Source organism: Alteromonas sp. W12, from assembly GCF_001924945.1.
Classification (GTDB): Bacteria; Pseudomonadota; Gammaproteobacteria; order Enterobacterales; family Alteromonadaceae; genus Alteromonas; species Alteromonas macleodii.
This window is the reverse complement of sequence record NZ_LQXH01000014.1, coordinates 35,518-56,826: the sequence shown is the minus strand read 5'-3', so window position 1 is coordinate 56,826 and position 21,309 is coordinate 35,518. Positions and strand designations below refer to the sequence as shown.

General features: G+C 43.6%; 19 protein-coding genes, 6 tRNA genes and 1 pseudogene. 19 read left to right on the top strand and 7 right to left on the bottom strand.

The window, feature by feature from the left end:
* Positions 1-2 precede the first annotated feature (2 nt).
* Complete coding sequence (locus AWH61_RS19580) at positions 3-440, bottom strand: host attachment protein (protein ID WP_075177986.1); 438 nt, start codon at positions 438-440, stop codon at positions 3-5.
* Positions 441-817: 377 nt separating this feature from the next.
* Here AWH61_RS19580 and AWH61_RS19570 point away from each other — a divergent pair, with 377 nt between their 5' ends.
* Positions 818-1,594, top strand: a complete 777-nt coding sequence (locus tag AWH61_RS19570; protein ID WP_249922690.1) for a hypothetical protein — start codon at positions 818-820, stop codon at positions 1,592-1,594.
* Positions 1,595-1,638: 44 nt separating this feature from the next.
* Here the strand turns inward: AWH61_RS19570 and AWH61_RS19565 are convergent, their stop codons facing one another.
* Genes AWH61_RS19565 through AWH61_RS19545 form a run of 5 tightly spaced genes read right to left on the bottom strand, consistent with a single transcriptional unit; the run spans position 1,639 to position 3,805 of the window.
* The gene (locus AWH61_RS19565; protein WP_014949623.1) at positions 1,639-1,986 is read right to left on the bottom strand and encodes a TusE/DsrC/DsvC family sulfur relay protein; all 348 of its coding nucleotides are present in this window, start codon (positions 1,984-1,986) and stop codon (positions 1,639-1,641) included.
* Entirely contained in the window at positions 1,983-2,327 is a 345-nt protein-coding gene (locus tag AWH61_RS19560; RefSeq protein ID WP_075177983.1) for a hypothetical protein, read from the bottom strand. The genes AWH61_RS19565 and AWH61_RS19560 overlap by 4 nt, the downstream gene beginning before the upstream one ends.
* Positions 2,327-2,695 carry a DsrE family protein gene (locus tag AWH61_RS19555; protein WP_075177982.1) on the bottom strand — a complete coding sequence of 123 codons (369 nt, stop codon included), beginning with the start codon at positions 2,693-2,695 and terminating at the stop codon, positions 2,327-2,329. Before AWH61_RS19555 ends, AWH61_RS19560 begins: the two co-directional genes overlap by 1 nt.
* Positions 2,695-3,084: a sulfurtransferase complex subunit TusD gene (tusD, locus tag AWH61_RS19550; protein WP_014976653.1), complete on the bottom strand. Its 390-nt coding sequence runs from the start codon at positions 3,082-3,084 to the stop codon at positions 2,695-2,697. Before tusD ends, AWH61_RS19555 begins: the two co-directional genes overlap by 1 nt.
* Before the next feature lie 55 nt (positions 3,085-3,139).
* Positions 3,140-3,805, bottom strand: coding sequence for a Bax inhibitor-1/YccA family protein (locus tag AWH61_RS19545; protein WP_014949619.1), 666 nt, complete (start codon positions 3,803-3,805; stop codon positions 3,140-3,142).
* 239 nt (positions 3,806-4,044) lie between these two features.
* On the opposite strand from AWH61_RS19545, the gene AWH61_RS19540 reads away from it, so the two are divergent.
* A tRNA-Ser gene (locus AWH61_RS19540) sits at positions 4,045-4,136 on the top strand.
* Between the two features lie 143 nt (positions 4,137-4,279).
* Positions 4,280-5,746 (top strand): DUF3360 family protein, encoded by a 1,467-nt coding sequence (locus AWH61_RS19535; RefSeq protein WP_075177981.1) that lies wholly within the window; start codon positions 4,280-4,282, stop codon positions 5,744-5,746.
* A gap of 182 nt (positions 5,747-5,928) precedes the next feature.
* Here AWH61_RS19535 and AWH61_RS19530 read toward each other — a convergent pair whose 3' ends face one another.
* Positions 5,929-6,834 carry a LysR family transcriptional regulator gene (locus tag AWH61_RS19530; protein ID WP_075177980.1) on the bottom strand — a complete coding sequence of 302 codons (906 nt, stop codon included), beginning with the start codon at positions 6,832-6,834 and terminating at the stop codon, positions 5,929-5,931.
* 194 nt (positions 6,835-7,028) lie between these two features.
* Here AWH61_RS19530 and AWH61_RS19525 point away from each other — a divergent pair, with 194 nt between their 5' ends.
* From AWH61_RS19525 to AWH61_RS19450, 16 genes and pseudogenes are all read left to right on the top strand, one after another.
* Positions 7,029-7,478, top strand: a complete 450-nt coding sequence (locus AWH61_RS19525) for a DoxX family protein (protein WP_014949616.1) — start codon at positions 7,029-7,031, stop codon at positions 7,476-7,478.
* 176 nt (positions 7,479-7,654) lie between these two features.
* A complete protein-coding gene (locus tag AWH61_RS19520) occupies positions 7,655-8,545 on the top strand; it encodes a DODA-type extradiol aromatic ring-opening family dioxygenase (RefSeq protein WP_075177979.1) in 891 nt (296 codons plus the stop codon).
* 169 nt (positions 8,546-8,714) lie between these two features.
* Positions 8,715-8,806 (top strand) — tRNA-Ser (locus tag AWH61_RS19515).
* A gap of 388 nt (positions 8,807-9,194) precedes the next feature.
* Positions 9,195-9,286, top strand: a tRNA-Ser gene (locus tag AWH61_RS19510).
* A gap of 255 nt (positions 9,287-9,541) precedes the next feature.
* Positions 9,542-11,653: a 5-histidylcysteine sulfoxide synthase gene (ovoA, locus tag AWH61_RS19505; RefSeq protein ID WP_075177978.1), complete on the top strand. Its 2,112-nt coding sequence runs from the start codon at positions 9,542-9,544 to the stop codon at positions 11,651-11,653.
* A 137-nt stretch (positions 11,654-11,790) separates the two neighbouring features.
* Positions 11,791-13,254 carry an aminotransferase class I/II-fold pyridoxal phosphate-dependent enzyme gene (locus AWH61_RS19500; RefSeq protein ID WP_075177977.1) on the top strand — a complete coding sequence of 488 codons (1,464 nt, stop codon included), beginning with the start codon at positions 11,791-11,793 and terminating at the stop codon, positions 13,252-13,254.
* Positions 13,255-13,461: 207 nt separating this feature from the next.
* Positions 13,462-14,190, top strand: coding sequence for a pirin family protein (locus AWH61_RS19495; RefSeq protein WP_075177976.1), 729 nt, complete (start codon positions 13,462-13,464; stop codon positions 14,188-14,190).
* A 180-nt stretch (positions 14,191-14,370) separates the two neighbouring features.
* A pseudogene (gene uvrY / locus AWH61_RS19490) lies at positions 14,371-15,016 on the top strand (UvrY/SirA/GacA family response regulator transcription factor).
* Between the two features lie 31 nt (positions 15,017-15,047).
* On the top strand, positions 15,048-16,865 hold the full coding sequence (gene uvrC / locus AWH61_RS19485; protein WP_075177975.1) for an excinuclease ABC subunit UvrC: 1,818 nt from the start codon (positions 15,048-15,050) through the stop codon (positions 16,863-16,865).
* Positions 16,866-16,988: 123 nt separating this feature from the next.
* Positions 16,989-17,561 (top strand): CDP-diacylglycerol--glycerol-3-phosphate 3-phosphatidyltransferase, encoded by a 573-nt coding sequence (gene pgsA / locus AWH61_RS19480; protein WP_014949608.1) that lies wholly within the window; start codon positions 16,989-16,991, stop codon positions 17,559-17,561.
* Positions 17,562-17,730: 169 nt separating this feature from the next.
* Positions 17,731-17,806, top strand: a tRNA-Gly gene (locus tag AWH61_RS19475).
* 41 nt (positions 17,807-17,847) lie between these two features.
* Positions 17,848-17,921, top strand: a tRNA-Cys gene (locus AWH61_RS19470).
* Positions 17,922-17,980: 59 nt separating this feature from the next.
* Positions 17,981-18,067, top strand: a tRNA-Leu gene (locus AWH61_RS19465).
* 217 nt (positions 18,068-18,284) lie between these two features.
* Positions 18,285-19,523 (top strand): tyrosine-type recombinase/integrase, encoded by a 1,239-nt coding sequence (locus tag AWH61_RS19460; protein ID WP_075177974.1) that lies wholly within the window; start codon positions 18,285-18,287, stop codon positions 19,521-19,523.
* A 42-nt stretch (positions 19,524-19,565) separates the two neighbouring features.
* On the top strand, positions 19,566-20,030 hold the full coding sequence (locus AWH61_RS19455; protein WP_075177973.1) for a hypothetical protein: 465 nt from the start codon (positions 19,566-19,568) through the stop codon (positions 20,028-20,030).
* A gap of 89 nt (positions 20,031-20,119) precedes the next feature.
* Complete coding sequence (locus tag AWH61_RS19450; RefSeq protein WP_075177972.1) at positions 20,120-20,977, top strand: hypothetical protein; 858 nt, start codon at positions 20,120-20,122, stop codon at positions 20,975-20,977.
* Positions 20,978-21,309: the final 332 nt, after the last annotated feature.

Below are 21,309 nucleotides of genomic sequence, written 5' to 3'. Positions count from 1 at the left end.
TTTTATTTAAGGTAGGAAAGCAAGGTTTCCTCGTCTGCACCTAAAACATTCTTTTTCACTTCTTTGTCGACGACGTCTGAACATTGAGATGACATTCCGCCTCTCAATTTGCCAAGGAACCCAGGCCCACTAATAATATCTATCGAGCCCAACGCACCTCGTTTACGCTCACCATCTAGCCAGTCAGCAATGTCGCTAGCGAAGCGCTCATCTTCGAGTTCAGCGGCATCTTTTCGATTCATGCTATCAACGCCCGGCACCTGCGAAGCAGGAGCCGATTGTCTGCCGGGTTTATCTGTATAAATGTCTTGGTCACTCGCGCCACTAAACTCATTGTGCCATTTTTTTACTTCAACAAGCGCACTTCCGTGGTTGGTATAGGTGTAAGCTGTGGCGTCGTCGTGGTTGGCCACAATTACGTAGTGTTTTTGAACTGTCATACAGCCTCCTATGTCCATTTATGTAAAACATTCACGTTTATGATGTTCGGTAAAAGGCAAGTATGAAAAATATGCCTGAAACCCGAGATAAAACGCTAATGTAAGAGGGGAGTTGCAATATCAACACCAAAGCTAAAGCAAATAACTGTAGGGCGGCTACTCTGCTCGCTACCTCGAATCGGGGTTCAACCCGTGCAAAGCGCTTGGTAGGAATAATAACTAGGAAGAAGCGAGTTATGCTTAATCCATAAGATTAAGGTAATTTATCTAATCGTAATATATGTTTTTGAACAATAATATTGATTGTAAGGGGGTTGCAGTCTACATTAACCATTATAAGAAATAGGACATAAGAAATAAGAGATAAGGACTTTTCAATGAATAAAATAGGAATTTTAGCGGCGTTTCTATTCTTACCCGCAATAGTGAATGCTTCGACCATGAATGAATCTGAGCAGCCAAACTCCCTTAATAGCCCGAAAAAGGCCTCTTTTACATCAACTACAAAGGCATTAACTGAAACATCAGCCACATGCTATGTTGTTTCTGAATACTACAAAGGAGCAAGGAGGCAAAAAGTGGTCAGCAACCAAATTGAAAATCGCATTATAGACCACGTGAACGCTAAAGATTTAAATCTCAATGATTTAGGTAAAGGTGAGGAATTGACTGGTCTAGAAATTGAAATTGATGGCCATTCAGTAGACCTTAATGTTCATCGTGACTTAAGTGGAGAGTCTAGCATTGCTATTGTTGGTGACGCTGAGAATCGCTTAGTTTTTCGACTTGGCTTTTTGTCGGAACTCTCTACAAATCATAAATATAAGTTAAATTCGGTAGCATTAAGCCTAGAGAGAGGCATGTCTAAAATTGATGGGATGACCCATGCGCTAGCATTTATGGATGGCGAAATAGATGAAACAACTAATACCATTGCTGACGACGAGCAGTGCCGAAGAGAACTTGCTAAAAAACAGGCAAAAAACCAATATTGGGGGGCTTATATTGGCCCAGGTCTAGATTCTTCAAATATTTTAGATACCATTTCTCCAGGAATTTGCAAAAGAACAGTGAGTATGCGCACTTGCTATGCGAGTAATGGCCAGACTCCTTGTACAGAGACAGTGTACGCTTTTCCGGAGCGGTGCGATTGACGGAAAACAGAACTAAATTATGCCTGGCCTTTTCAGCAACGCCTTTACAAGCATTTGGCAGGTTTAGGTAATCCTGCCAGTTTGGTGGCTTGCTTAGCCGGGCCTTTTTTAAAGAGTCGCTGCAGGTAGCGGCTATTACCTTTTTCTGGCCCAAACTTATTGGCCATAGCTTTCACCAAAGCACGAATTGCTGGGCTGGTTTCGTACTCTTCATAGAATGCGCGTACGAAGCGCACCACTTCCCAGTGGGCTTCTGTTAATTCAATGTTCTCTTCTTGCGCCAGCAACTCAACCATATCTTCTTCCCAAAGGGTATAGTCGAGTAAATACCCGGCTTTGTCTGTAGGGATCGCTTGCCCTTTATAATTGAAGCTATAGGTTTCTTGTGTCATGAAAGGGGTATCCAGTGCTGATTTTTTGCTGATATTGCAGCAAGTTCTTTGTGAGAAATAGGATTAATATGTTCGGGAAGATATGCGCCCCTGGTATCCGCATCTGTACTCAAGAACGACAGGTTAAGCGTTGGTTTGTCTTTTGCCGTGCCTTTTGTCGTACTCTCTACCGTGCTTTTTACCGTATTGGCCAGCCGCTCAAAAAACGCGGTGTTTAATGCAGGGGCATAAACGCCATCACCAACAAATACAACATAAGTAGAAGTCGATTGCTCATAAGTGGCTTCAATAAGCTGTTTGTATTCAGTGCTCAAAATTGGCGTTGAAATAGTAATAAGCATTAGAATGTCACCACATGATCTACGCTTTGGATAAGCGTGACCTTTTCTTCTGGGGTTATCCACTCACAGTCTAACTCATCAACTAAACTGTTATTTGAAAGAACCTGCTCAATGTCGTAGGTATCTGCACTTGCTTTACACACAAAGCATTCTTCGATATCGAAAAACGGCATGCTAGCTAAACGTTTGGTGTGATTTTTTATTCCTTTGGTAGACGCTGCCTTAACAAGCTGCAGTACACCTTGGCTTTCAAAAAGCACTTTAACATCGTGCCCATAGTTTGTTGCAGCAAGCGCAAAATCTAAACCGTCTTGGCTTTTAGCATTGGAAAAAGGGCTTTGCGTAAACCTAATAAGTAGTTGCGCCATTAGAATTGTACCAACCTGTTGCAATCATGGAGCGCAGTGAAGAATTCGCCCAAGCCAGCTTGCTCGAAAGGCGCGGTTAAGTTGGCCTGAGACAACCCATTCTCTTTCGCCTCTAACTCACTAACAATACCTCGCTTAACGGCGGCGGTAATGCATACAAGTAATTTCACGTTGTGCTCAGTAGCTAGAGTCTTCCAGCTATCAAGTACGAACAGCTCGTCGCCCGTCTTTAGCATTAAGTTATTGGTGTGGTGTACACCTTCGCTATAAAAGAAAACGTTGTTTATTACATCACCATTATCGATTACACCTTGTGCAAAGGAGAGGGCGCGTAACGCTGTATCGCCTTGAAACGGTGATGATGTGATAAGTACTGAATATTCTGCCATACAAATAAAAACACCCCGGTTAAGGGGTGTTTCTCTTTAAACCTTAAACGCTGTTTTAATCGTCGCCACCAAACGCACCTAGAAGGTGAAGGATAGACGTGAACAAGTTGTATATGTTCAAGTATAGCGAAACTGTTGCACGAATGTAGTTTGTTTCACCACCGTGGATGATACGACTTGTATCAAACAAGATGAAACCTGACATAATAAACACAATCGCTGCACTGATTGCTAAGCTTACCGCTGGAACTGCGAAAAAGATGTTCGCAATAGCAGCTACAAGCACTACAACTAGACCTACTACCAAGAATCCGCCCATAAACGAGAAGTCTTTCTTAGTGGTAAGTGCGTAGCCAGAAAGCGCGAAGAACACAAGGGCTGTTGCACCTAGCGCTTCCATGATCAAGCCTGGGCCCGCAACGCCTAGATAGAAATTAAGCGTGTAACCTAGTGATGCACCCATTAGACCTGTGAATGCAAACACCCAGTAGATACCAGATGCTGAATCAGCTTTTTTCTGAACTACAAATAACGTAATAAAAGCGCCGATAGTCATAACAAGAGACATCATAGGAGAAATGCCTACTGCCATTGCTATACCAGCACAAACCGCACTAAACGCCAGTGTCATCGCAAGCAGCATATAGGTGTTGCGTAGAACCTTGTTCGTCTGCAATACCGATGGTTGAGATGCACTTGAATACATCGAACGTTGATCCATTGTTTCCTCCAACAGGACTTATGATATGACCAAAATGGTACACAATTATTTAGTGTATGTTGTATGGGTTTTAGTTCCCATTTTCAAGTAGTTTCAGATGAAAATGGTGTCAGGTGAATATAAAAACATCTCTTATACGTGCTAAACAGTCTATTTGATTGAAATCTCGGCACTTAGACAAATTTTTTAATTTTTCGCTTTACAGTCATAAAAATATCATTAAGATACGCAGCACTTCAGGAGAGTTGGCAGAGCCCGGTTTAATGCACCTGACTTGAAATCAGACGTGGGGTCAAACCCACCGGGGGTTCGAATCCCTCACTCTCCGCCATATTATGAAAGCCCGCACATTGTTGCGGGTTTTTTTATGCCCGTCTACCTCGTTAGACTTTCGTATAAGACCACAGTCGCATTGTTACATTCCGTTCACATGTTTAGGCTTGCGCTTTTCTTCGCGCAATCTAAAGGTGTTATGTGTCACAAGAAAGTTCTTCTTATCAAAATCTTCACAAACCGAGCAGTAGTTTTAAATCAAGAGACGAATATTTAAATCACGAACTTCAAATACTTTCTCCAAAACGTTGGCGGTTGAACCTGCCTGGTAAAGACTACCGCGTTGAGTGGGAAGACTTTGTGCCAGGCATGGCGGCGACCATAGGAAAAATCGTTATGGTTGCCGCCGTAGTGGGTGCATTCGCAGCACCGCTGGGGCTATCTCCTGAGTTTGTTATTGAAAACGTGCGCTTTGAATTACTCATTGCAGCAGTCTTGTTCGTTGTTCTGATTTCCGGTTTCCTAAACCCGTCAGCTAATTTAGCAGGTACACACGGCCCCTTACTGCCCTTGGTACCCCTTATTGTTGCATCTGGCGGCCATCCCATGGCGCTCGGCCTGCTCATTGGACTATTTGGTTTTATTTTAGGAATAACGAAGGGCGGCAGTGTGCTTGCTAGGCTAACCAGTAACGGTGTATGCGGTGGGTTGCTGTTGTACTTAGGGTTTATTGGCATTACAGGCCAGGTGAAGAAACTCTTTGCGTGGGCAGAAAGCTTCGATATGGCTTTCTTAGCCTTCGTGGTGATCATTGCCACTATTTTAATGTATGCATGGCTAGAGCATATTCAAAAGCGCTGGCTAGCCATTCCGCTTGGTGCGGTGATGGCGGCGGTCATTGCGTTTTCCTTCGGTGCGCCATTTGAGTTCACAACGTCGCCGGGTATGCCTAACTTGAACCCTGCTTATTGGTGGGGGGAAGACACAGGTTGGAAACTAGGCCTGCCAGACTGGTCACATTTCATTGCTGTGCTGCCTTTTGCTGTGCTGGCTGTGTCTATGTGGTCGCCAGATTTCTTAGGTCATCAAGTCTTCCAAAAGCTTAGCTACCCTAAAAAAAGTGAACGAGCGCACATGAATATAGATGACACCATGATTGCTGCATCTAGTCGTCAGGCAGTGGGAAGCCTATTGGGAGGAGGGAATATCTCATCTTCGTGGGGGACCTACATTATTCCGGCTTCAATCGCGCGCAGACCCATACCCGGTGGTGCATTAGTTACTGGCTTTTTATGCGTTGTAGCGGCACTTTGGGGTTACCCCATGGATCTAGCAATTTGGCCGCCAGTACTTTGCGTAGCGCTTATTGTTGGGGTCTTTCTGCCGCTAATGGAAGCCGGTATGCAAATGACGCGTGAAGGTAAAACGACGCAATCTGCAGCATTGGTAGTGATCTCCTCTGTATTAGTTAATCCAGTATTCGGATGGTCTTTTACTATGCTTTTGGATAATTTGGGGCTCGTTGGGTGCAAAGATAGAGCTGGAGAGCTCGGCAAAGCAGGGCGTTGGCTAATTCCAGGAATTACGTTTTTGGTGTTATGTACCGTTATGGCACTAATTGGTATGTTCCCGGGTGTGCCCGCGATTATGGAAACCTTCAGAATGTGATGAGGGCTTTAGGGTAAGGTTACTTCTTTAAAGTTCAAGTTACTGAAACCAGATATGCTATTACGCGAACGGCGTCGGAGGTGTTTCTCCACGCCGTTTTTATTTAATTTATTAAGCTGATATCTCTCATCCACTGAAGTTACGTTTTTACCACATAAATTAAGCGTTACGCGTACCGCAATTTACTTGTCCCAGTAGGGCGTACTTTCAAAATAGCTTGATAAAAAGTCAATGAAAACCCTTAGCTTATTAGAAATGAGCTTACGATGAGGATAGACCGCATACAAAGAGATAGCTTGCGGTACGAAATCGTCCAGTATGGACACGAGTTCCCCGTTTTTGAGCGCTTCACCGGCAATGAAGGTAGGTTGAAGTACATAACCTTCACCCTGCTTTGCTACATTGGTTAGGACTTCTCCATTATTCGCGGTTAGCTTGGGCGTCACAGTCTGGGCATTTGCTTTAAGCGCCGCAATAAGCACTGATTTATCGTTATCATAGTTGACGTAGGAGTACTCAAGATAGTGTTCTGGTTTTAATTCGGCTGGATGTTGCGGTGTGCCATATTTTTCCAGGTAGGCTGGTGAAGCGCACAGGGCCAGCTTTATCGTTGTAATTTTCTTGGCCACCAGCGACGAGTTAGCTAGGTGACCTGCACGTATTGCTACATCAAACCCTTCGTCTATCACATCAATCTTTCTGTCGTTTAGCTGCAAGTTTATCGATACGTGAGGGTGTGCTTGTTGAAACGCACTGAGTGCACTCGCTAAATGTAATGTTGAGAAAGAGACAGGGGCACTTACGTGCAGAACTCCCTTTGCTTCTGTATTGAGCAACCCAAGCTGACTTTCCATATCGGTTACGCTTTCAAGAATGTGATTTGCATGTTGCAAACACTGCTGACCAGCCTCGGTTAGGTGAATTTTTCTTGTAGTGCGATTGAATAAACGCGTATCAAGTTGCTTCTCTAATTCGGCAACATACTTGCTTACGAGTTGATTTGACGTGTCTAGCTTTTCTGCAGCTTTTGTAAAACTGCCTTCATTCGCAACAACGCAGAAGGTTTTCAGTAGCGATAATTTATCCATCGTTTAGCCATTCGTCTCAATAAACAACAAATTGTTGGTAATCATTCAATATTTAACCGCTTTATTCAATAGGTGTTGGTAACTATTCTATATGCATCAGGTTAGCGCTGTGCCAACTCAATGAAGTCAGGCGGAGCGTTCATCACTTTTTAGATATGACACTTTCAATTACGAGAGACTTTGAGGATTCAACAATGAACAAGCAATTTCTGAAAAACATTTTTACTTCTAACAGCAGTATTTCTAGTTTGGTTTTACGTGTGCCTGTGGGCATTATTCTTACCGCACACGGCGCACAAAAGCTTTTTGCGTGGTTTGGTGGTTATGGACTAGAAGGCACAGGTCAGTGGATGGAAAGCATTGGTTTAGCGCCAGGCTTTTTAATGGCATTGCTGGCCGGCAGCGCTGAGTTTTTTGGCGGGCTAGCGCTTATTATAGGTTTTCTAACACGCCCAGCCGCTTTAGTAAGTGCATTCACAATGGTGATTGCGATTTTTAGTGTACATGCAGCAAACGGTTTATTTATGACTAACAACGGTTACGAGTTTGCGCTAACGCTACTTGCTGCAACAGGTGCGCTAGCTATTCAAGGTGGCGGTAAACTTTCAATCGACTCTCTTATTAGTCACAAGCTTAATAAATAGCGGTTGTGAGATTCGACGACTAACGAAACCGGCCCAAATGCGCCGGTTTCAATGGCTATAGAGCCCTTATATCAATCCGCATAGATAATTGCCCACTCATAAGACGCTGGCAAGTTTCCTAGCGAAGCTTGGGAATGCAGGAATGGTATTCTCTACATCTAACAAGGTATGGTTTTATGCAACAGCTAACGCAAACTCGCCCGTCTGTGAGAATTAACACCGCTTATATTTCTCATGGTGGTGGGCCGCTTCCACTTCTTGAAATGCAGTCAGTAGGAGAGGCGAGAACGCCTGCCTATCACATTGAAATGATTGAAGCGCTCAAAGCATTATCAACAGATTTACCCAAACCTGATGCAGTCATAGTGATTAGTGCCCATTGGGAAGATACTGAAGTCTGTGTAACTACTCACCCAGAACCTTCCTTGATTTATGACTATTATGGCTTCCCTAAAGAGGCGTATTCCCTTGAATATCCGGCCAAAGGGGAAGTAGCACTTGCAACTTTATTACTAAAGCGTTTAGCAGGACAAGGCATAGCTGTACGGGAGGATAGGGCACGAGGTTTCGATCATGGAATGTTCATTCCCCTAAGTATTATGTATCCCAGTGCCGATGTACCCTGTATTCAACTATCCATTACGTCTGATTTGGATTCTAAAAAGCATGTTCTATTGGGGGAAGCAATTAGGAAAGCTGTTGAACTCGGGGTAGAGCCTGTAAATAGTGAAGCAAAGAACGAAGTGAATATTTTAGTATTGGGCTCGGGGTCTTCTTTTCACAATATGCAGGGCTTTTTTGATAGCTCCGGTGAGGCAATGCGAAAAGCAACGCGCTTTAATAACTGGCTTCAGACAACTATGCAGACCAGTGCCTACAGCGAGAATGAACGCAAAGCTCGTCTTGTTGAATGGTACAGCGCGCCGGATGCCCGATACGCCCATCCTAGAGAAGAGCACCTTCTTCCACTCCATGTTTGTTATGGCGTTAATAATAGAGCAGCTGATAAAGCTCTGTCTTTAACGCTTCTAACCAAACCTGCAAGCATGTTTATGTGGTGTGATTGACCAGTGCTTCACATTGCCGCGTCAGTGCAACACCTGATTGAAAAACGCCTGCGTTAAACGAGAGCAATTAAATTTTGAACACTTTGATTATCAATTGGTCGTTTGAGTAAAAATGTTAAAATTAGTGCTTTACAGTCCCACATAAATCATTAAGATACGCAGCACTTCAGGAGAGTTGGCAGAGCCCGGTTTAATGCACCTGACTTGAAATCAGACGTGGGGTCAAACCCACCGGGGGTTCGAATCCCTCACTCTCCGCCAAATACGAAAAACCCGCACATTGTTGCGGGTTTTTTTATGGGCTAAATTTACGCGCTTTGGTGTATGGCTAAACCTACGCAAAACTATATTGTTCAAAGCTAAACGAACATTATCATTTTGGCCTCATGAACTGTCGACGTGCATAGAATACCTAATGAGAATTTTTGAGTGAGAACTTCAATCGCTTTTAAAAAACGTCGTTTTAAGTTTTACGTGCATTTATAGTAGGTTAACGCTAATAGTGTTTTTAAATAATGAGAACGCAGGTCATTTTCTACCAAGATGGTTATTATTCTTGCGAAAAGGTGAATATTTCACCAGTTGATTGATTTAATTGAAATTAGTGCTTTACAGCGTCACGTAAATCATTAAGATAAGCGTCACTTCAGGAGAGTTGGCAGAGCCCGGTTTAATGCACCTGACTTGAAATCAGACGTGGGGTCAAACCCACCGGGGGTTCGAATCCCTCACTCTCCGCCATATTATGAAAACCCGCACATTGTTGCGGGTTTTTTTATGGGTGAAATATTTTCTGATCTCATCCTGTCTGTATCTTGTAATTACAGGACATTCCATAAAAACCTAGTTATGTCGCGCTTTATTCATAAAAGCTTGGTATACATAAAGGGTTAGCAATCAACTGAAATCATTACGGCATTTTAAAGCGCTCTTCTTTTAGTCTTATGGCGCTGGTCCTACGCAGTTGGTAGTAATAACAAAAATCGAGAGGACATTATGCAGGCAATGCCCACACTTAATTTACGGGACGGAACAGTTGAGCAAAAAAGACAGGAAATTAAGGCTTATTTCCTCGATTCCTTTGATACCTACGAATCGCTTTTCTCTTGTCTTGCCAATGATGACGTATTTTATCAACGACCTGAAAAGTTGCGCCATCCGTTAATTTTCTATTTTGGTCATACTGCTACTTTCTTTATCAATAAATTAGTACTGTCTAAGGCAATAAACGAGCGCATTAACCCAAAATTTGAATCGCTATTTGCCATTGGTGTTGATGAAATGAGTTGGGATGATCTTAACGATGAAAATTACGACTGGCCGAAGGTGGAAGAGGTGCGTCAATATCGTAATCAAGTGCGCACATTGGTATGCGATTTAGTAGATACCATGTCTTTCAGCATGCCTATTGACTGGGAAAGTCCAATGTGGCCCGTTGTAATGGGAATAGAGCATGAACGTATTCATTTAGAAACCTCATCTGTTCTAATCAGACAGCTACCCATTGCATCGGTACGCCCCAGCCCAGAATGGCCTGCATGTAGCACTATGCAAACTAATGCTGAAGCGTTAGAGGCTAATGTTTTAATGACCGTTCCGGCACAGAAAGTCATAAATGACAAAGCGTGGGACAGTGCTTATTACGGCTGGGACAATGAATATGGTTCTCAGCAAGAATCCGTTAGCGAGTTTAGTGCGTCTAAATTTCTTGTAAGTAATGGTGAGTATTTATCGTTTGTGCAAGACGGCGGCTATAACAACGCAAAATACTGGGAGGCTGAAGGCAATAAGTGGCGCGAATATACTAAAGCTCAGCACCCTGTATTTTGGATTGAAAAGGGTGATGATTATTTATATCGCAGCATGCTTGAAGAGCATCCACTACCTTTAGATTGGCCTGTGGATGTGAATTATCATGAAGCGAAAGCGTTTTGTAACTACTTGAGTGAAAAAACGGGTGATCTTATTCGTCTGCCGACTGAAAATGAATGGCAAGCGTTACGACAGCAGGCTGGTGTAACACAAATCGTATACAGCGAAGGATTCAACATAGCGCTGCAAAAGTATGCGTCGAGTGAACCTGTTAATGTTAATAAGTCCGGCGAATTTTATGATGTTGTTGGCAACGTATGGCAATGGACAGAAACACCCATCTATCCGTTTGAGGGCTTTATCGTTCATCCTCTATATGACGACTTTACAACACCAACATTCGACAATAAGCATAACCTCATTAAAGGCGGTAGTTGGGTATCTACAGGTAACGAAGCAATGAAAGATAGTCGTTACGCTTTTAGGCGCCACTTCTTTCAGCACGCGGGGTTTCGGTATGTTCAAGGAAAGCGAGTTATAGCAGTGAACGATTTTGATTATGAAAGTGATACACAGGTTTCGCAATACAGTGAATTCCATTACGGCGACGAGTACTACGGCGTCCCTAATTTTGCTAAAGCCAGTGCGCAGTTTTGTATTGACGCTATGCAAGGGCGTCAACACGCTAAAGCATTAGATTTGGGGTGTGCCGTTGGTCGGTCTACCTTTGAACTTGCAAAATACTTCGATCATGTCGATGGCATCGATTTTTCTGCACGCTTTATAAAAACAGCGTTTGAGATGCAAGAGCGTGGTGAAATACGCTATAACCTTATAGAAGAAGGTGAACTTACGTCGTTTAAGGCGCGTAAGCTCTCTGCGCTCGGTTTAGATGACAGTGTAGACAACGTTGCGTTCGCACAAGGTGATGCGTGTAATTTGAAGCCGCAATTCAAAGGCTACGACTTGATCTTCTTAGGCAACCTTATTGATAGAGTGTATAGTCCAAGAAAGGTATTAACGGACATGGCCACGCGGCTAAATAAAGGTGGATTGCTCGTTGTCGCCAGCCCCTTTACATGGTTGGAAGAGTATACCGAAAGAAGTGAATGGTTGGGCGGCTATAAAGATGAAAATGGTGAAACGCTTAGTTCTACTCAGGCGCTTGAAGATGCATTAGGTCAGAGCTTTAAACGAATTGCTGAACCTAAAGACATTCCATTTGTCATTCGAGAAACAAAGCGGAAATACCAACATACCCTTTCTGAATTTAACGTGTTTGAAAAGATAGAATAACACGGTGTCTATTAAAGTGTGTGTGTAGCATAAAGTGAGCGCGGTACGCGTGTTTCGCGCTTATAAATATAATAGATTTCAGAAGGCCTTTAGCCAATAGTAAATGCGTAAGGCTATATAAATAGGATAATGTGAAGGTGAGCAACGCGCTAAGCCATCTCCCCGTGTTCAACGCTATGCAAAGCGAGTTTATGCCTTACAAGGATGTATGGCAGGCACCTTCTCACCTGAAACTCGATCAAACCCGTCTTAAATATTCAGCGATATTTCGCCGCTTTCAGGGCGCGTCTTCATCTCAAGCGAACGTTGTCGCGTCTCAGCAAGACCCTATTCCAATGTGGATAGCGGATATGGACATCCCGCCTTGTGATGAAATTCTCAGCGCGATTACACAAAACCTTCGCTCTACTTATGGATATCAGTCCCTTGATATCGGTGACGCGGTAGCAAAACGTTTTGAGCGTACCACGCAAAAAAGTAGTCGATTTAAAGTGGAAAGTGGCGATGTTGTGGATGTTGCGAGCGCAATAGGAGCAATAGACGTTGCACTTCACACTTTTTGCCAACCTGGTCAAAAAGTCATGGTTTTAACACCAACCTATTCCCCTTTAACAGAGACCATTCATAATAACGGCTTAACGCCAGTATCTATTCCAGTCATTCAAAACACGCGTCAAATTCAGACTAAGCTTTCTGAAGTTGCCGCGACAAAGGGTAGCGACAAGAGTCGTCAGGAAGACGTCGAAGGTTCTAACGCAACTATAGATACTTCAGCCTTCGATAGTGCTGCGGCTGCATTCGTGATTTGCCATCCTAATAACCCTACAGGTACAGTGTTAAGTGCAGAAGAGCAGCGTGTTATTATGAGCTTCTGCGCCAAGAACGATATTTTAATGATCACTGATGAGGTGCACAGCGAGTTTGCATTTAACTCGTCAAATGAACCAACGCTAATCCCCATGTTTGGTGCAGAGGTAAGCAATAAGAGCGAAAGGCGCCAAGAAAGTCAAAACGGTGGTAACACCCATACTCATCAACTGCCACGCATTATCCACATTAATAGCGTGTCCAAGGCGTTTAACCTAGCGAGTATTCCAGGTGCATCGTATGCGGTCATTAAGGATGAAACGATCAGAGAGACGTTTGCCCAAGCTATTAATAGCAGGCACCTGAACGCAAGTAACTTAGGAAAAGTTGCGTTGATTGCCGCCTATGAGAAGGGAAGTACTTGGTTAGACAGCGTAAAAAGTGCGTTGAGCTTCAACCGAAAGCTTGTTGTGCGCTTCTTTGAGCACTATGGTTTATCTGTTAATTATACAATGGGCAGCGCTGGCTATTTCTTGTGGCTAGACCTTTCAACATTCCCTTCGCATTTAACACAGCCGAACAGTATCGCTTCTGTGCATGAAGCTCCTTTAGGTGACGCTTCTCGTCAACCTCTCAAATATTCACCCGTGACCACTGTGGAAGGATGTATTGAGCGAGGCGTGATAGGTAACGACGGCGCGACCTTTGGTTCTCCACACCATATTAGGCTAAATTTAGCCTGTCACCCTGCGGTTGTAGAAACCGCGCTGCAAAGACTGTGCTTTATTTCTTAGCGTAGCTTAACCCGCATCTGTTGACCGATAGTTAGTTTAATTCTAAATATTAGAATAATATGCTCAAATATATGACATTTTATTTCTATTAAAGAGGATTAAAATGGCCTTATTAAATAATTAGCCCTTGACACATGTTCTATCGCCCAGCGTTACTCCTGCTGGGCAGAAGAGTCAGTGGCGGCTTACGGTTATAAGGAATGCAAGATGATGTATTTGAGAAAAGCGAATGAAAGAGGAAAAGTGAACTTTGGCTGGCTAAAAAGCCAACATAGCTTTTCGTTTGGACATTATTATGATGCAAAACATATGGGGTTTTCAGCGCTACGGGTTATCAATGACGATGTTGTTCAGGCCGGCAGAGGTTTTGAAACCCACGGTCACAGAGATATGGAGATAATTTCATATGTTGTGAGCGGTGCTTTAAAGCACAAAGATAATACCGGTAATGAGTACGTAGTGCCTGCGGGTGACGTGCAAGTAATGAGTGCAGGTAAGGGTATTATGCATTCAGAGTTTAACCCTTCTACTGAAGAGCCTGTTAACTTTCTGCAAATTTGGATTGTGCCCAATGAAAAAGGCGGTACGCCCAGCTATGCGCAAAAAACCTTTGGCACACAGGCGGGTGGAAATAACCATGATTCAAAGCTTGAATTATTAGTAAGTGATAACGGTAGGGAAGGGTCATTACGCATTAAGCAAAATGCGGCAATCAGCCGTTTAACTTTGAAAGCTGGCGAAACATGGGAGCATGGCACTGAAGACCAAAAGGGTTACCTTCATATGATTAGCGGTAATGTACAGGCTGTGGTAGACAGTGAAACGAATGCAGTTGAAATAGAGGCAGGCGATGCTTTGGGTATTTACGAGCAAGACATCATTCGTCTGAAAGCCTCAGAGGAAAGTGTGGCCTTGTGGTTTGAATTACCTAGATAGCTGCCTAAAAGTAATCTAGATCAATAATTTAGTTTCAAATTGTGTATCTCTACTTCACGAATTCTTATCTCGTGGTATGATGACTTGGATAAGGTTAAAGGCTGGTAATACTTCTCATTAATGAGCATTATCAGCCTTTATTCCAGTTGTATGTAAAACTGAAGTCAGTGAGATACTAGAGTGATAAAAATAATCCTAGCAGATGACCATGATTTGGTCAGAACAGGGATACGCCGGATTCTGGAAGACGTAGACGATTTTACTATTCTCGCAGAAGCGAAGAACGGTGAAGACGCGGTACTTTTGTGCCGAAAAAAACGCGCCAGATGTGGTACTCATGGACGTGAATATGCCCGGTATTGGTGGACTGGAGGCGACAAAGAAAATTGTTCGTATGTCTGAAAATACGCGTGTTATTTGTGTTTCAATGCACAAGGAAAGTCCTATTCCAATGCAAGTTATGGACGCAGGCGCATACGGTTTTCTGACAAAAGATGCAGAGCCAGACGAAGTAATACGCGCTATCCATAAAGTTGCGGCAGGACAAAAGTACGTTGATCAAGAAGTGGCCAATAGCATCGCCATCGGTAAGTTATTGCCTAGTTCGGATAATCCGTTTGACGAGCTATCGAGTAGAGAACTTACAATAGCAATGCGATTAACCGAAGGTCACAAAGTGCCGGATATAGCCCGAGAACTCAGTATTAACTCAAAAACGGTTAATACTTACCGTTACCGAATGTTTCAAAAGTTAGGCGTAAATTCTGATGTAGAGCTAACGCACTTGGCCTATCGTCATAAGCTTATCAATCCTAACACCTTTTAAGCGTCACTAGACGCGCAACGTCAAAGTGATTATGTCTGCATTTGATTCAGCAGCATTTCTTAAGAATCTAACCTCTCAACCTGGCGTGTACCGCATGTACAATAGTCAGGAAGAGGTTATTTACGTAGGAAAAGCCAAAAACCTTAAAAAGCGTGTATCAAGCTATTTTCGTAGTAATCTTGATAACGCCAAAACGCGTTCGCTAGTTAGTCAGATTGCGAACATGGATGTCACGGTTGTAAACAGCGAAACCGAAGCGTTCTTGCTTGAGAACAACTTCATCAAGAAATACAAACCGCGTTACAACGTGGTCATGCGTGACGACAAGTCTTATCCCTTTATCTTCTTATCCGACCACGAACATCCAAGGCTTTCTTTCCATCGCGGCCCTCAAAAGAAAAAGGGCGAATACTTTGGCCCATACCCCAGTGCGTGGTCGGTGCGAGAAAGCTTGCGTTCAATGCAGCGAATCTTCCCCGTACGTCAGTGCGAAGATAGCTATTACCGAGCACGCAGCAGACCTTGTCTTCAGTATCAGATGCAGCGCTGTAGTGCGCCGTGTGTAGAAGGCTATGTGAGCGATGAAGAATATAAAGAGCAGGTCAATTTTGCACGCTTGTTCTTGAAAGGTAAAAACCAGCAGGTCATTGGTGGGCTGGTGGAAAAGATGGAAGCAGCCAGCGAGGCACTCAACTTTGAAGCTGCTGCCCGTTACCGCGATCAGATTAATGCACTAAGAAAAGTTCAAGAACGACAGTGGGTTGCCGGTACTCAAGACGAAATGGATGTGTTTGGGTTTGCGTTCAAAGGCAATATGGCGTGTATTCAGGTAATGTTTATTCGTGAAGGGCAGTTGTTAGGCAGCAAGGCCTATTTTCCCAAAGTACCCAACACTGCCGATGAACAAGAAGTTTTTGAATCTTTCTTCCTACAGTTCTATCTGGCGGGTAACAAAGTTATTCCCAAGCAGATAGTACTTAGCAATACATTAACTGACGAAGACGCTATAGCAGATGTACTAGCCAGTGAAGCGGGACACAAGGTCCAGTTCTACAAAGGGGCGAGGGAAGAGAAGCGCAAGTACCTGCAGCTGGCGCAGTCAAATGCGCAAACTGCGTTAGATGCTCAATACAGTCAGCAAAAGTCTGTGTTTGCACGCTATCTCGACCTAGAAGCGGCACTGGAAGTTGATACGCCTATTCAACGCATGGAGTGTTTTGATATATCACATACGTCTGGCCAGCAAACGGTTGCTTCGTGTGTGGTATTTAATCGTGAAGGTCCGCACAAAAGTGACTATCGCCGATATAATATAGAAGGCATCACCCCAGGTGATGACTACGCGGCCATGGCACAGGCGTTAAAACGTCGCTACAAGTCAGTGAAAGAAGTGCAAAAAATACCTGACCTTCTATTAATAGACGGTGGTAAAGGACAGCTTTCCCAAGCAGAAGCGTTTTTTGAAGATTGGCCCCATGATAAAAAGCCTATGCTGTTAGGCGTGGCAAAAGGCACCACCCGTAAGCCTGGCTTAGAAACACTAATACTGGCAGGTAGCCATCAGGCTCTGCCGATGGACAGCCATTCGCCAGGGCTTCACCTAATTCAGCATATTCGCGATGAATCTCACCGATTTGCCATTACTGGGCACCGCAACCGACGCCAGAAAGTTAAAACCACATCGAGTTTGGAAAGCATACCTGGTATTGGTGCTAAACGCAGACAAACACTGCTTAAATTCATGGGGGGATTGCAGGGTCTTAAGAAAGCCAGCAAAGATGAAATTTCAAATGTACCTGGTATAAGCCCTGAACTGGCGGAAACTATTTACGACCACCTTCATCAATAAATGAATGAGTAACAAGCAATGCATTACAAATTAAGGTAATGTGTTAGAAAAATGAAAGATGCAGAGCTTATACGCTACCGCGCTAAAACGCCCATAGAGGCATAACACCGAGACGTACTTTTTATGTGGACTGTTCCAAACTGTATTACTTTATTCCGAGTAATCCTTATTCCTGTATTTGTAGTTGTTTATTTTCTTGATTGGCGCTGGGCGCACGAGGCAGGCGCATTTATTTTTTGGCTTGCGGCAATAACGGACTGGTTTGACGGCTATCTAGCAAGAAAACTACAGCAGTCTACACCCTTTGGTGCATTCTTAGATCCTGTAGCAGACAAGCTCATTGTGGGCGCTGCTCTTCTTATGATTACTCATAGTTATGCAAACCTGTGGATCACGTTGCCATCTATTGCGCTATTGGTTCGTGAAATTTATGTGTCGGCGTTACGTGAATGGATGGGTTCGAATGGTGTAAGGGATGCGGTTAAAGTGTCTTTTATAGGTAAAGCAAAAACCACTGCGCAAATGTTAGCCTTAATTGGCTTGTTGTCGGGATTAGAAACTTTCATGGGCATAACTATTTATTGGGTTTCTTTAGGTTATATTCTTTTATATTTCTCAGCAGTGCTGTCAATTTGGTCAATGTTTGTTTATACAAAAGCGGCCTGGCCACACCTTCGAAGTGGCGCAGTAAAGTGAAATTGATCGTACATTAATCAAAGTGAATAAAAAAATAGCAAACGATCATAAAAAACCGCATTTATCTCAATTTAAACGCTTTTTTGTGTTGACAGTTTTGAATGGGTAGGTAGAATGCACCCCACATTTCGAGAGGACATCAACCAAACGAAATGGTCGATTAAGACATGCGGGAATAGCTCAGTTGGTAGAGCACGACCTTGCCAAGGTCGGGGTCGCGAGTTCGAATCTCGTTTCCCGCTCCAATCTCTTAGAGATGAGTTTTAATCACGCGCCAGACGCATCTGGCGGAATGGCAGAATGGCTATGCAGCGGATTGCAAATCCGTCTATCTCGGTTCGACTCCGGGTTCCGCCTCCAAACGCTGCATCGCAGCATCAGGTTCTACGCCTGACACCTTTGCTGAAAAGCAACCCGATGCCCGGGTGGTGAAATTGGTAGACACAAGGGATTTAAAATCCCTCGCTGGTAACAGCGTGCCGGTTCAAGTCCGGCCCCGGGCACCATTTCATAGTTTTTAATAGTTTCTTACAGTCAATCTAACACCTCAAACTCCCTATTTTTCAGCATTTACAGTGTCTACCTGTATATTGTCGTCTATTGTCATCTCGTGGTACATGGTGCTACATTCGGTGCTACACAGGTTCAATTACGACTAAATAGCACCAGCAAGTAAGCATGTTGGTAGCACCAGTCGATTAATCAGACGATAGGTAGCACCACATGCCCTTAACAGACATTCAAATAAAGCAAGCTCAAGCAAGCACAAAGGATATTTGGCTCACTGATGAGAAGGGCCTGCGTTTGCTCGTGAAAAAGAATGGCTCTAAGTACTGGCGTCTTAAGTATCGTTTTCAGGGAAAACAAAAGACATTGGCAATTGGCGTCTATCCAGAAGTATCGTTAAAGGATGCACGAGAAGCAGTTTCAGAAGCTAGAAGACAATTAAGAGATGATATTGACCCTAGCGCTATAAAGCAGGACAAGAAGCACCTTTCTTCTGTAAGCGAAATAGAACTGTTTAACACTCAAGCACGGCTTTGGTGGAACAAACAAAAGGGCCAGTGGAGCGAGGGCCATGCCGCCCGAATTTGGACTCGTTTAAATGATAATGCGTTGAAGACGCTAGGCAAGCGGCCCATTGGTGAAATCACACCTCAAGATATAATTAGAACCGTTCAAAAAATAGAAACGCGTGGTGCGCTCGATGTTGCTCAAAGAGTACTTCAAGACATTAGGCGCGTTTGTCGCTTCGCTGTACAGACTGGCGTTTTACTCCATAACCCTGCTTCTGAGCTATCCGGAATACTGGAAAAGCGTAAAACATCGCACAGGGCCTCTTTACCAAGGGAAGAATTGCCACAGTTTCTACGTGATTTAGATGACTACCACCAGCAAGGCCGCTTGCTCACCAAGCTAGCTATTGAACTATTGGTACACACTTTTGTTAGACCTGGTGAGTTAGCCGGTGCCCGTTGGGATGAATTCGACTTAGAAGAAAAGCTATGGCGCATACCAGCGCATAGAATGAAAATGAAGTCTGATCACATCGTGCCACTTTCTAGGCAAGCACTTGCAGTATTAGAAAATACCAAGCCGTTCAGCGCTCGTTTTGAGTTCGTTTTTCCTTCTGAAAGAGATAGGTTTAAGCAAATGTCTGACAATACTATGCGGATGGCTATTTTTCGCATGGGCTATGATGGTGAAACTAAAGGCAAAAGCAAGGCTAACCCACATGGGTTCCGTGCTACTGCATCTTCAATACTAAATGAAACTGGCTTTAACCCAGACGCAATAGAGCGTCAGCTTTCACATATGGAAAGGAATGGTGTTAGAGCTGCTTACACGCACCATGCTCGTTACTTAGAAGAACGTAAAGAAATGATGCAATGGTGGAGTGATTACTTAGATAGTCTTAAGAATAACGGTAACGTTACGCCCATTTTTAAAAAACAAGCCTGATGAGTGTCGTGCAGGGTCAATTAACTACGGTAGGGAATTAATATGGAAATCAATAACAGATTGAAGAATTACTTAGACGCAGGTGAGCATGAGAGTCAGCTACTAGCGTTCACCAGTTTGTATAACACCATGCAGCTTGTTATAGATGGTGGTCGCAGCTATACAGACTCACAGTCTCAGACGTTATCAGAGGCGCTCAGCTTAATGTTACCCGCATTTAAAAGTACGTTAACTCAGCTTGAAAGCATTGGTAAGGGTGATAGTTCTAAAGACCTAGCGTTAATCATTAGGACAAGAGAAGCTTCAAGTGCCCTAGCAGATGAAATGCTAGGCATTCTAGAAAACGGCGTATTCCAACAAAAAGATTCATCTACAGAGTATCAATCTTTTAGAAGTGCCTGTTATAGCGTTAGTTCTCAGATATGTGACGCTTCACACGAATATCATGCGATTCTTCATAAGTATATCGACCCTGACTATAACGTGCTGACTATCACCGCAGCTTAGCCTTATAAACTGGCGCTAGGGTAGCTCCCGAAAAGTGACCCCAATCACCTGTGCCAGTTCCTCTTTATGGGATTCCGTAGGGGTACGGTATGACAAAAATGCTTGGTTCATTAGATGAAGCATTATCATCGTGGGAAAATGAAATTCTTCCTGATCTACAACACAAGGCCAGAAGCATACAAAGCCTTAATAAGGAATTAGCCACGGCACAAAGCGAAGGTAGCCGTGAATATCTTAGTTTACTTATTGATAGGGCCGTGCGCGCTTCACAAGCTATTAGCGACATACCTAGGCTCTTTTATGATAACCCTGATAACGCTTATATCTGGAAAGATGCTATATCCTGTAGCGACTACACAGCTTCAGACTTACTTGCTGTAATTGTAATGGGGTATTTAGGGCCTGATAACCCCCAGGGCAAGCTAACAGCAAAGGATAGGCAAAAGTGGAAAGCTGATGTGGCTCAAACGTCGCAGAAACTCGCCGCCCTTCTATCTGGAAGCGACTTACAATCAGTATCTGACGAAAGAGTATTTAACCTATACAAAGACCTAGCGTGGCTTATTGATTTTCATGTAACGAATAGAGAAGAGGCGAAGGTCTTGAAAGGCGCATTAGAAGATAGAGTATTTGAGTCTTCATTTGGCTTTATGTGGGACTTAGATAGGCTTACTAAGGTTAATGCTGCTTCTGAACGTTTTAAGTCATGGCATGACTTACAATATACCTATGAGCCTTTCTGGCCCGAGATCATCCTAAAGAAACCTAATGACGCCAATGCACCACGGGCTTACTTTATCCGATATGTCACTTACTGTTTGCTTAACCTAACAAACAAAGCCCAAATAGACCGCGTAAAGCGACTTTCTGACACTTTCTATAGTGAGGTCGATACTAAGTCAATACGGGGCCTTACAGCGGATTTAACCGCAGCACACAAAAGGTAGGCCTCTGTGTAATAGGGGAAATGTGATAATTACCGTTTTAAAACCTTTCTAGCGTTTAATGCTACAATTCATGATTTATCGCCACTTACTAGGTATTATGAATTTGCTCGGCGTTACCATGCCAGTAAACCCAAGTCTTTAGAGCGCTGATTGTAACTTTACAAAGCTATTTTACGCGAAGCCTCTTTTGGCGAATTACTGGCAATATGAATACGAAGTTATGCGGTCCCATATCATGGTTTCTAAGCTCTTTGCTGTACCTTGCCAAAAGGTGCTGTTTCGACAGAGTAGCATAATCAGAGATGCAAAGGAGAGTCACAGCGTTGAAGGAC